Origin of the sequence: Jeotgalicoccus psychrophilus DSM 19085 (assembly GCF_000425845.1) — a bacterium.
In the GTDB taxonomy this organism is placed as follows: Bacteria; Bacillota; Bacilli; order Staphylococcales; family Salinicoccaceae; genus Jeotgalicoccus; species Jeotgalicoccus psychrophilus.
Map to the genome: position 1 here is coordinate 1 of NZ_AUEF01000025.1, position 11668 is coordinate 11668.

The 11668-nt window shown below is 39.2% G+C and carries 14 protein-coding genes; 10 read left to right on the top strand and 4 right to left on the bottom strand.

The features are described 5' to 3' along the window. Positions 1-190 precede the first annotated feature (190 nt). The 8 genes from H625_RS0108445 to H625_RS0108480 are packed head-to-tail and all read left to right on the top strand — an operon-like array spanning position 191 to position 4205. The gene (locus tag H625_RS0108445) at positions 191-1429 is read left to right on the top strand and encodes a DEAD/DEAH box helicase family protein (RefSeq protein WP_026859523.1); all 1239 of its coding nucleotides are present in this window, start codon (positions 191-193) and stop codon (positions 1427-1429) included. A gap of 15 nt (positions 1430-1444) precedes the next feature. Next, positions 1445-1681, top strand: coding sequence for a helix-turn-helix domain-containing protein (locus H625_RS0108450; RefSeq protein WP_026859524.1), 237 nt, complete (start codon positions 1445-1447; stop codon positions 1679-1681). Then, a complete protein-coding gene (locus H625_RS0108455; protein WP_026859525.1) occupies positions 1678-1860 on the top strand; it encodes a hypothetical protein in 183 nt (60 codons plus the stop codon). The genes H625_RS0108450 and H625_RS0108455 overlap by 4 nt, the downstream gene beginning before the upstream one ends. A 13-nt stretch (positions 1861-1873) precedes the next feature. Further along, a complete protein-coding gene (locus H625_RS13620) occupies positions 1874-2023 on the top strand; it encodes a hypothetical protein (protein WP_156897212.1) in 150 nt (49 codons plus the stop codon). Between the two features lie 12 nt (positions 2024-2035). Next, positions 2036-2434 (top strand): hypothetical protein, encoded by a 399-nt coding sequence (locus H625_RS0108465; RefSeq protein ID WP_026859526.1) that lies wholly within the window; start codon positions 2036-2038, stop codon positions 2432-2434. A 20-nt stretch (positions 2435-2454) separates the two neighbouring features. Further along, entirely contained in the window at positions 2455-2958 is a 504-nt protein-coding gene (locus tag H625_RS0108470; RefSeq protein WP_026859527.1) for a hypothetical protein, read from the top strand. 2 nt (positions 2959-2960) lie between these two features. Further along, positions 2961-3290: a hypothetical protein gene (locus tag H625_RS0108475; protein ID WP_026859528.1), complete on the top strand. Its 330-nt coding sequence runs from the start codon at positions 2961-2963 to the stop codon at positions 3288-3290. 45 nt (positions 3291-3335) lie between these two features. Continuing rightward, positions 3336-4205 (top strand): hypothetical protein, encoded by an 870-nt coding sequence (locus H625_RS0108480; RefSeq protein ID WP_026859529.1) that lies wholly within the window; start codon positions 3336-3338, stop codon positions 4203-4205. A 2496-nt stretch (positions 4206-6701) separates the two neighbouring features. Here H625_RS0108480 and H625_RS0108485 read toward each other — a convergent pair. The 4 genes from H625_RS0108485 to H625_RS0108500 all read right to left on the bottom strand — a co-directional run bounded on the left by H625_RS0108485 (position 6702) and on the right by H625_RS0108500 (position 9717). Beyond that, complete coding sequence (locus H625_RS0108485; RefSeq protein WP_026859530.1) at positions 6702-7001, bottom strand: hypothetical protein; 300 nt, start codon at positions 6999-7001, stop codon at positions 6702-6704. Positions 7002-7053: 52 nt separating this feature from the next. Further along, positions 7054-7923, bottom strand: coding sequence for a helix-turn-helix domain-containing protein (locus H625_RS0108490; RefSeq protein ID WP_026859531.1), 870 nt, complete (start codon positions 7921-7923; stop codon positions 7054-7056). A 341-nt stretch (positions 7924-8264) separates the two neighbouring features. After that, positions 8265-8930, bottom strand: coding sequence for a hypothetical protein (locus H625_RS0108495; protein ID WP_026859532.1), 666 nt, complete (start codon positions 8928-8930; stop codon positions 8265-8267). Positions 8931-9483: 553 nt separating this feature from the next. Then, positions 9484-9717, bottom strand: coding sequence for a helix-turn-helix domain-containing protein (locus H625_RS0108500; RefSeq protein ID WP_026859533.1), 234 nt, complete (start codon positions 9715-9717; stop codon positions 9484-9486). 326 nt (positions 9718-10043) lie between these two features. On the opposite strand from H625_RS0108500, the gene H625_RS0108510 reads away from it, so the two are divergent. Together H625_RS0108510 and H625_RS0108515 are read left to right on the top strand one after the other, a co-directional pair. Further along, complete coding sequence (locus tag H625_RS0108510) at positions 10044-10439, top strand: hypothetical protein (protein ID WP_026859534.1); 396 nt, start codon at positions 10044-10046, stop codon at positions 10437-10439. A gap of 85 nt (positions 10440-10524) precedes the next feature. Next, positions 10525-10920 carry a hypothetical protein gene (locus H625_RS0108515; RefSeq protein WP_026859535.1) on the top strand — a complete coding sequence of 132 codons (396 nt, stop codon included), beginning with the start codon at positions 10525-10527 and terminating at the stop codon, positions 10918-10920. Positions 10921-11668 lie beyond the last annotated feature (748 nt).

Below are 11668 nucleotides of genomic sequence, written 5' to 3' on the forward strand. Positions count from 1 at the left end.
CGGAAACAAAACAGGCTCGAAAGGGATAGTGGCGGAAATCGTCTAATTAATTTTATTAAAGAATAATATTGACAACTTTGTGACACTTTTAATTATTTCACTCCTTTCTGCAACTTAGAACTTGGCTGTACCGCTCTTACTTATGAGGGGAAGTTTTAACTAACAACTTAATTAATGGAGGTTATTAACTTTGACTAAATTCGAGGTTATCGACAGTTTAATGGGATCCGGAAAAACTCAATATATTATACAAAAGATTAATAATAGCAGCGATTCAGAACGATTCATTTACATTACTCCTTATTTAGATGAAGTAAAACGAGTGAGGAAGAATGTGATAAATAGAACAATGTACGAGCCTGACAGTGAAACAAGAGCTAAAACTAAATTAGCAGACTTAAAAAATCTTATTCGAGGTGGCCTCGATATTGTAAGCACTCATCAACTTTTTAGATACGCAGATAATGAAGTAATTCAATTATTAGAAGACTATGAATATCATTTAATTATCGATGAGGCGCTTGATGTAATCGAAACTATCGACAGCATGAAACGTGGCGACGTTGAACTTCTGTATAATATCGCAAAAATGATTGACGTAGACGAAAAAGGTCGGGTGCGTTGGTTAAATGACGAAGTAGGCGAAAACACTCAATACGAAAGCATTTATATGCTTACTAAAGCACAAACATTATACATGGTCGGTACAAAAGCGTTTGTAAAAATGTTTAACGATAGGCTACTACGGAGCTTTAAAACGGTTACCGTCTGTACATATCTTTTCAAATATTCTCAAATGCGAATGTACTACGATACGTTAGAAATTAAATACGATATTCATGCGGTCGACTATGACGAAAGTCAAGCGATGTATAAATTAGTCGAATACAATCCGAAAAATGAAAACCGTAAATTTTTACATGATCTCATGACAGTTTATGACGGTAAATACAACGAAAACATTAAAGATGTCAGGCTTTCGACAACAGGACTGAAGTCGTTATCAAGTACCGAAAAAGGAAGAGAGCAAATAAGTTTAATCTCGAAGAATATTCGTAACTTCTTTTTAAACCATCGTGATAAAGATAAAGGTACAGAATATTGGTCGACTATAAAAGATATGCACAAGTATATTAGGCCGCAGAGTTTTGTAGGCGAAGAGTGTCGCATGAGTATATCGGAAAAGAGTACGAATAAATACGCAGATGGTTATTGTATCGCCTACATTTACGATAGATACCCTAATCCAAATATCCGCCAATTCTTCACGGGTAATGGTGTCGAATATGATTCAGACGGTTGGGCTATTGCGGATATGTTGCAATGGATATTTAGAAGTAGGATCCGAAACGGTAAAGACATTCAACTGTATTTACCTGCAAAAAGAATGCGTAATCTATTAAAAGATTGGTCTGAATATGAATTATAAAAAGGAGTGATAAAAATGAATATGGATAAAGAGTTATGCAAGACGATCCGCGAACTTTATGGAATGAATAGCGCAGATTTTAGCCAGCTCATCGGCGTTGGGTTGAGCAGTCTGCAGCAGTGGGAGAGCGGTTATTCAAACAGCTTGCTAGTCCCGTCTAAGTTAAAAGAAACAGTACCGCAATCAATCATTACAGAGGCCGAGCGGATACTACGACTTAAAAACGAAATCAAATCGGAGGCAGCACTATGAGCAGCAGCCCGAAGAAATGGCGGACGAGTGACGGCGAGCAGCGAGAAACAGAGACGATAGATATATATAAATATACTAATTACTATGATTTATTGCTTGAATATCCAAGTATAGGAAATCTGTTATCAGCGGCCGAATTTTACGAGTTTCAAGCGAATTATAACGATAGTAAGAAGTAAAGGGGCTGATACTTTGACGGTTAAAACGTGGAGAGAACGACACACACACGAAAAATACGGCAACTACATTATCTATTACGATCAACATAAAGCAGACGGCGCAACGATTACGGAAATCTACATTGACCGAATAAGCAAAGGCAAGACGATAAATAACCGATAAAGGAGCTGAAGAATGACAATGAAATACTATCATGCGACACCAGCAGAGAATTGTGAAAGCATAGATAATCAGGGGTTAAAGCCGAGCAATGACGGTATTGTTTATTTAGCTGATAGAGAAGAACTCACATATTTTCATATGATGATAAAAGATAAACATAAAAAAGAAGGTAAAGACAAAGATATAGATATGATAGCCCTTTACGTAATAGACGGGGATAAGTTAGACAGAAAGAAATTTAAAAGAAAACTTCAATATAAAAAAAGCGAAGTAAAAATAATTAAGTATGCGGATACTATACCACCAGAAGCCCTTACATGGATTCACACAATACCAATTGAAGTATTGTATTTAATTCCGCAGATTACAGAGGCGAGAGAAGCATTCAAAACATTAAAACAAAGTACGTGAACAATAGAGGAGGCGAGACGATGACAGACGAAAGCACAAATGCACAACAAAGCGACGGCGTAACCGTTGATGTGCAGACTGGCGAACGTTCAGACGAACAGCAGTATGAAATCATCGAGCATGAGGGCGTTAAGTATGTGGCCGCTAATCAAGCGGACTTATACAAGGCTGCTAAATCTGAAGAGTTGGCCGCCATGCAGACCGAAATAGACGATACACTTTCAGCAATCGAAGAGATAGACGGTATCAATGCCGTAGAAAAGCGACAGGCAGAAATGCAGAGCCTCATAAAACGTTTTGGGGAAGATGAATATAGCGGACTGATGGATGTCACAGATTTTACGAATGAATATGAGGTTCAGCAGACTATTTTATATATCACAGCCGCATATCAAAGCAGTTTCGGCAATCCGTCCGCAGGTTTCGGAGCAGCGAAAGAGGCAGAGCCGGCCAATTCTTATAAAAATCAATATGAATACGGGCAGAAAATAGCACGACAAGCATATGAGAAAAGGAGACGTTAAGATTGGAAACAAAAAACATTAATGACGTTGAACATATCCCGATCAGTTCAATCGAACTTGATGGCAGCGAAGATATTACAGAGCGTTTAAACAGAGCTAAAGAAGAGCTGCAGACAAAACAGGTACAACGTCAAAGCGTACTTGATAACAGAGAATTGACGGCACACATCAAAAGATTTTATGGCAAAGATTTAAAAGATGTCGGAGCATTTATTACATTATGCAAGGTTAAAAAATTAACCGCCGATGATGATAAAGCTATATTAAATCTATTTAAAAACTTACCGAAAAGCAGCCGTAAATCTGCATTGTCACGATTCTTAAAATTGTAATATTACACCAATAAAACAAACTAAAACTAAAGGGGAAATTTAATTATGACAAACACAAGATATTTCTACGTTAAACAAACGCATGGAGCAGTTGAAAACGAAAACGGCACAACTTTCGGAAAAGGGGACTTAGCTTTCACAGATAGCGCTGAAGTTGCGGAACAGTGGAAACAAGGCGGTACAGTCGAAGAGATTAACGCCGACATTGTGAACGAGGCTGAAAACAAGATTAACGCTTTATCTGACGAATACAAACGCAAAGAAGAGAAGATAAAAAACTCAAATGACCCTGCACTTTTAATCGAAGGCAAACAAGATTATGAGATAAAATTACTACGTGAAGAAGAAAAAGAAGTAACCGAGCAGATTAGAAAAGACTACGAAAAAGCCCGACACGACCTAATTAAAGAGGCTGAAAAGGCGCAATTATTGGCGACAACAAAAGTAACCGAGAGCGATAAAGTGACGGCTGAAAGCTATGTAAATAGGTTTATAGCGAACGCTTACGCTGATTATGATAAAGCAGCACAAGAATTTATGGAAACGTTAGAGCATTTATCTGATTCTGAATTGGTTGCGGTACAAAAACATTTACCACAATTGAGAGAAATCATTTATGGAAACGAAGATAAATCTGTAAATGCAGGAATTACGTTTAATATCATTGTAGACAGATTGAGCGAGGGCAATTCGATTCCTATTGCTGACGCCATTAAGCAGCTGCCATCTGCGGAAAGTTTAGGAATTAAGCAGAAACAACGTGCAGCAATCAGACAGGCTTTTGAAAGTAAGAATGGCGACATTATCACAACATTACAGCAGCCGTCTGCCCGTCAGCAGGTCGAACGTGATGAGATGTATGCCGGTAATAGTCTGGGATCGGACTTAACACGTCAGAGAAACGCAAGACAGTAATATAAAACACGTCCGAATGGCGCTGATGACGATAAACTATAGCGACTAATAAATTTGTGGAGAACTCTTATTCTCACAAGTTTCTAGCGTAGGCGTTAGGGTGTCTCTACCCTTTCGCTGCTTACATATTAAAATGGCGGACTATGTGAACGCCATCAAGCCCGACAGAGTAAAGGCTATAAACTATTCTCATGCCTCCGTTTAAGTCTGCACTATAGCGGACTGAAACCGCACGTGTGAAAGGCACGGCAAAAACTTTCCGAGAGTTAACTCGATAAATTAGGCGGTCAGTCCTGGATGTACTGATCGTCTTTACTACATAATATAAGCGTGTCCGCAATTTGACGTTAAACTACGGTGTGACTTTCGTCAGCCAATTTATCCAAAATATCGAGCGGCGGCTTAATTGCCGCTGTACATAGCGTAACTATACGCATATAACCGTCCTAAGCATTGACGGTATAAAAGGCTTATTAGAAGTCCGTAAAGGTGCGGAAACACCTTCACGTCTCACTCTCGAAAGAATTGCGGCAGTCTTTTATAGTACGTTTCTAACCGCAAATCTTACAGTGTGCCAAAAAACGTACAGGCGGAACTAACTCAGCCGCCGACAATTAGCATTGATCGCTTGAAAACGATTAAGCTATCGATTCCAAGCCCTGCGATTAATTTCGTGGGGCTATTCTTATGCGTAAATGTAGATATATCAACGCTGACAGAGCTATTTACAGCGCAGTTAGTTATCTAACGTGGGTAATCGTCCATGAAGTCGCTTGTACGGCGCTGTATGTGTACGTAATATATAGTGTATACGGATTGTGTACGCTGCATACCGATAGTATACGTTGTATACTTATTGGCGAATGTAATAGCGTATGTATGATAGGCGCAGCAAGGTACGCTGCTGCATGAGAGGCAGAGCCTCGAATTAAAGGGGCGCAGACTATGCCGTTTATGTATCCGCCTATCTATCCGAGCATGAGCCGCCCTCTATCCGAAGGCTATACCGAGTATGAGCCGTACCATTGGCGGACTATATGCGTACCTATATGCCGTGGTATATGCGCCTTGTATGCCGTGTCTATACCGTGTCTATGTGGCGAGTGTAGGCCGTCCTATGGCGTACCTATACCGTGTCTATGCCGTCATGCCTGCCGTTGACAGTCTACTGACGTAGTACAGGCGTATGTATAGCAGCCGTGTAGGCGTGGTGTAAGCGTGTGCTATGCGGTGTATGTGGCGTACTATAGGCGTGTGCTATGCGCCTGCTATCCGTCTGCCTGTGCGTGAGGCTATGCGTAAGGCTATGCGTATATGTGTGTCGTGTGTGTACGCAGTCTATCCGATGTGTTAGCGTAGTCATGGCGTATGAGTACGTGCCTATACCGAGAGTATGCGTATATACCTGGCAACTATGTATAGTACAGACGGCTCAACAACTCGGCCACCCTACGCCATCACTACCGATAACATACGCTTATCATTAACGATAAGTAAAACGTAATCATTACGATTAGTGAACGCAGGTAAACGAATAGCTTTCGTATTCATTCGATATGTATAATGTGTATAAGCGAAAGAATCAACTTCCTATAACACACGTTACGTAAACTTTCGTTGTCAAGCTTTATCGCAACTCTTTCGCATGAACGTTGATATGATAACGTTTGACTGACGAATGATGAACGTAATCAACTGTTAAGCGATTATACATAACCAAAACGTAAACAATAGAGTAATATGTGACATTATCGAATGAATAAACGGACACTATTTTATACACTCGATAACGATCATTATACGCAGGGATAACCGCCAGTATAAGCAGAGATATAGCTGAATATAGGCGGACGGGGCGGGGACTGTTTCGGCTGATTGGTGTTGTCTCGTAACTTTGAAACCGCACAACTTTTCTACCTCGATACCGCTAGCATACGCCCACACACGAACATTCTTCCGTCTCCCCAGTCCAATTACCTCATCGCAATCCCTTCCGCCATTGACATCGCCACACACTCAACGAATAGGCTACGTATTCCCTCGCAATTGGACGCCATCACAACGGACTATCTACGCCATCAATCCGCAGCCATTCCCTCGCATATATATTGGCGAACACAATGCGGAAACTTCCTTAAATGAGCGTTTACCCGTACCCTGCGTAAATCGTTTAAACCGTTGGGGCGCATAGCTTAACGCCTACTATATCGGTATGAATTAGAAGGAAAGCGGAAATGTGATCGCCTCTTAATATCGTTGACATTTATTTACATATCGGATAATTGGACGACATTAAACCGATTCTTAAAATCGACTTTGAAAACGGAAAGTGTCGATGTGAAAAATATTCTCGGCAAGTTTTTTAAACGGGTACGGTATCGGTAATCATCGAACTATAAAGATATTAAAACATTGCAGTCATTCGCTGCCGCTCATTCCTGCGCCTATCCTTATCGCCTACACAATCGCCAATAAAGTACATACACTACTGGCGGTCTATCCTGCTCCGCCCATTAAAAGCAGTATTATTAAAATCACAAATATGATAGGCGCTAAAAGCATAATACCGCAGCCAGTACGCATTTCAGAAATATTCTTTTCCTTAACTTTCCAATGTTTTGGAACGGATTCTTTAGGCGGTGTTTTCCTTAAATAATCGGGTATCTCAACTTCATCTTTTTGTTCTTTGTCATTCTTTGCCTCGTTTATAATACGCTGATCGTCCTCTTGTTGCTGCCTCAATGCCTCTTGTACAATCCGTTTAACATCATCGTCACTATATTTTTTATCTGACATAAAAGCACCTCTTAACGTTCGATTTAATGCCAGTATATACTATCGCAGTAATTTAAGCGTACAGCGTTCTGTACCCGTTGTGTTCGACCGGTTTAATATAATCGTCAATATCGTTCCCCAATTCGATATTTACAGCTCTATGCCATGCAGCAGCAGATACATAGGCTACTGGATTGTGTACGTCTGTATGTCGTCTACCTGCTTTATAATCACGTTTAGCGTTTAATAGTGATTTAATGGCGATCTCTATAACTTCTTTAATCTCTTCGACTGTATGCGTTTTGTTAAAGAATTGCATATCTTTCTTCACGTTTAAATAAATGCGTTGTATTTCTTTATCGTTAAAGAATGGTCGCATGATATTCCAAATATATTCGGGTACACCGTTGGGGCAAATTCTTATATTCTCAATATCACTATTATTACGGTTTTCTGTACTCTTTATAGAATTAATATAGCTTAAAGATTCTATAGTTTCTTTTTTAACTTTCAAGTATGCAAACGCTTGTGCCTGTTGCTTTAGTCGATTGTATTTATAAGTGTTACGATGCGCAACTTTCGATACGCAATTATTACTTTTAAGCCATTTCTTACGGTAGTTAATCGTGTTAATTACATAAGCGTTCGCACCTTTGCCGCCCTGCTTTCTACGGCTTGTATTTACAACGGTAATATATCCTTGATCTTTTAAGTAGCGTATATGATTCTCGATTGTTCGGCGTGACTTGTTTAATTTCGCTGCGATCGTGTCGATTTTCAAATGAGATACACCAATAATTTTAAGTGAATACTGTTTCAATAGGTTTAATGTCTCATAATGTACCTTGCTTAATTGGCGGTTAAAGTGGCGTACATTCTCGTCCATTTCTTCGATAGTTTCAAACGTTGCATAGTCTTGTAGTTGTATCATTGCGTATGTCATTTCGTTGTCCTCCAGTATTTTTGGAAAACAAAAAGGTATAACCGCTGTCAATTGACCTAGTCGGCTACACCTTGAATATACGAAATGTATATATTTATCCCTGTTACAATAGTTTTATACCTTGAATATGCCGAGAATATCGGTTACTATATGGGTATAATCTAATATATAACAAGGATATTCGGAAGTGTTGCCGTGGTGAGTTCACGGTTGACGGTTATAGTGTGCGTCCAACACAACTATAGCGCCTGAATATCCTTTTTATTTTCGATTCATTTAAGTTAAATCAATCTTAACGCTTACATTACCGAAATGCAATCGGTAAATTAACTATATAATCTTTATTTTCTGCCGAATAGTCTAGCGATTAAGCTAGGCTTTTTCTTTTGTTCTGCCGGCGTATCTGCGGTATGTACATCGTCTTGTATATCCGTCTGTACACTTTCATGTACGCCCTCTTTCGTTGTCGTGTCGGTACTTCCCTCGTCTTGGTGTACGTCCGGGTACACGTCTGTATGTTCGTCATTGTCTGCTGTTTGTACATCTTCATGTTCGCCAATGTCTGCGGCAATCTCTTTAACTTCTTCGGCGGAATTAAGCGCCTGCTGATCGTCAATTTTCTTTTCTAATTCTTCGATTCTACTATATAAACGCTCATTCTGTTCGATAACTACACGTAACATGTCGGCTATTTCGCTGCTATTCTCAATATTATCGGGTACATTAATCGGTTTATCTACTGTTTTCCGTATGTCGTCCAATTCGCCCATGACTTCGTTTACGGCAGTCTTAACGGCTGTCTTTTCAAGTTGGATCTTATTTACTAGCGCCAATATTACAGCTTTATCATATATATCGAATATTCTAGCGCCCTGCTCATCTTTATTGATGTCGGTGTATCCTACGTTTTCAATCTCACGGATATAGCGGCGCAGCGTATGATCTTTAATGTCGATCCCTTTAGCATTTATCTCTTTCAATAAGTCTTTCGTATATATGTATTTCAATCGTTTCATCCTCCTTTATTGGCGTGTATATATCGTATACATTCCAACTATCTTATAGCGTACATTGTACACGTCATATAATACGTATACATATCTCTATATTTACGGATATACGTACGCTGTACACATCTATATTATAAACGCCTTCATATCAGTTGTTTAACCTGCTTACATAGCCCTCTAAGTATGTCGTACATTGTATACGCCTTATTACACTTGTATATATTCCTACATCTACGGATATATGTACGTTATACATACAATCGCTTTAAACGGCTCATACAGCGCCATACAGAGCCGCAAGGCTCATTGATACCAAACGTATACAGTCGTGTCTAAACGCCTCTTAAATCGCACGTATGGCGGTCAAATTGTGGTGCTTTCGTTTCTCACAAGTTTTTAAACCGGGTACCGTGCCCCATTCGATTTATTTACCGTTTATAGCCTACCATACGCAAGCACAGCGATTGACTACGCCAAAAGGTATAAACCTACCCGTAATAGTATGGCGGTCTGCTGCGCCCTGTACCGTGCGGCTGTGAGCTTAAATATTCTAGTCTTTACGCTCACTCTTAACTAAGTCGTGTATAGTGTAGTCCTTTTCTGTTATCGCATTAATTCCATCTAATATAGTCGCCATCACTTCAAAATCTATGCGGCTGACATAGTTATTAACGTACTTGCTTAACGTGGCAGGGCGGACACCTGTACGCTCAATTAATAATTTTTGTGTGATCCGTTCTTTTTCCATTACTTCTTTTATCGTTAGAAATATTTTAGTCGTCATTTAATCGTCCTCTTTTCGTGTGTTATCCGAATTATAGCATATGTACGGCTATTAGTTTATCGGTATAATAAATTATTCGTTGACGTAATTACGCTTATACGTTATATTGTAATTAAGGGTTACTCAACGCCAATTCATAATACTTATAAAGGAGGGCGCACATATGTTAATACTTACGTCTTTAGTCGTGGCTTACACCTTGTCTTATGAAGTAATCGCAGCCAATCCAACAGCGCATAAATTAATAATGTTTACACTATGTTTATTTGCTATATTTAACGTAATGTATAGGTATAGAAGAATACTATTCTAAAGGGGATAAACACATGAACTTACAAGAAACGATTGAACAGCACAACGCAGAGCAGGAATATAAAGATGATATTTTCACATTAGAGTACGCCAATAAAGGCAGCCATGCGGCACTAATTAAAGAAATAATGGCGGTCAATTCAGACATTAATTTTCCGTTTAAAGTGCAGCTTACCGATGATAATTCGATTCATTACAGTTACTTTCCGGCCAAAGAAACCGAAAGCGCAGATTTTTCTGATTTAATTCAATATCTCGATATTTTAAGAAATACGCTGATTGAATTAGACAGCGCCAATAAGATCGGTCACATTGCGAAAGTCAACGATGATGAGGGTTCTCAAACATTTTACATTGATGGTCTAAACGTTGGTAAAGATATGACAATTAACGTATACAAACAGAAGTAATTTCGACACCTGGAGCGCCTTTTATGGCGTTCTTTTTTATGTTCGATATACTTAACTTATTACGAGAATGGAGGCGTTTTTACATATGACACAAGATTTAAATTTATTGATAGAACGAATTACTTCATGTATGAGCAGCGTACCTTACGAGAATTTGGACGAAATTAGCGAGGTAGATTTATCACATTTATCAGCTGAATATGGAGATAATTTTTTCAACGGTGCGTTAATAAAATTCGTAGATATAAAAGGGCGAAATGGTTTTCGCTTGGCAGACAGCCAACAGGAAAGAGATGAAAGTATAGTAAAATTTCAACGTGTTGCAGAAATAGCAGAGCCGCATAAAACAGCCGTCGAATTAAACGACAGCATAACGAAAATTAATAGTACCAAAGACGTTAAATACCGGATTGACGAGAATGGATATACTACCGTGTCAGACTGTGACGGAAATATCATAATAACTTATAAAGCCGGATAGAATACCGAATTAGCAGCGTTCACTTTCAATAGTGAGCGCTATTTTTATGCCTTTTATACGAAATATGTCACGGATAGAAACCGTACACCACATATATAAACGTCTGTTCATGTCCGAAAACGAGTTTTAACCGTGATACTAAAGTACGGGGGTTGGGGGCGTAGGTGTACGGAGTATAGCGGTATTAAGGTCAAAACCTTTGCAGTCGCTGCGCTCCTGCGCCATTCATTACTAACGATCTATACCAATATAAACCGCCATTAGTCTATATAGCGTATATATACGTAGTAGTCCGCCATTATCCGTTATATCTATATATCTTGGGTGGTCTATATATTGGAGTATTTTAACGTAGTGAAGAATGGCGCATTTATGAGCGTAAGCGAATGAATGCACGAATGAAGCAGCAGAGCTGCTGAATGAGTTTAAGAGCAACTCATTCGACTATCTAAATAAACGCCCTATATATATATCTATAAGGAACGTCCAAAAAACCGCATACCTACGCAGTTAAAAACGAAATTCTGTCCGCAAATGTCTAAAGTGCAGACAGAAATAGACAACGCTTAATAACGGTCATTCTGTACTTGAAACCGATTAGTGGAGAGAAAGAGAGGGACGAGAATTACAATTAAAACGCTGTAAGCTATACACACCAACGTTTACAGCCGTTTTTACACTTAATAAAAGGGGCTCGAAAGGGATACTACCGGAAACAAAACAGGCTCGAAAGGGATAGTGGCGGAAA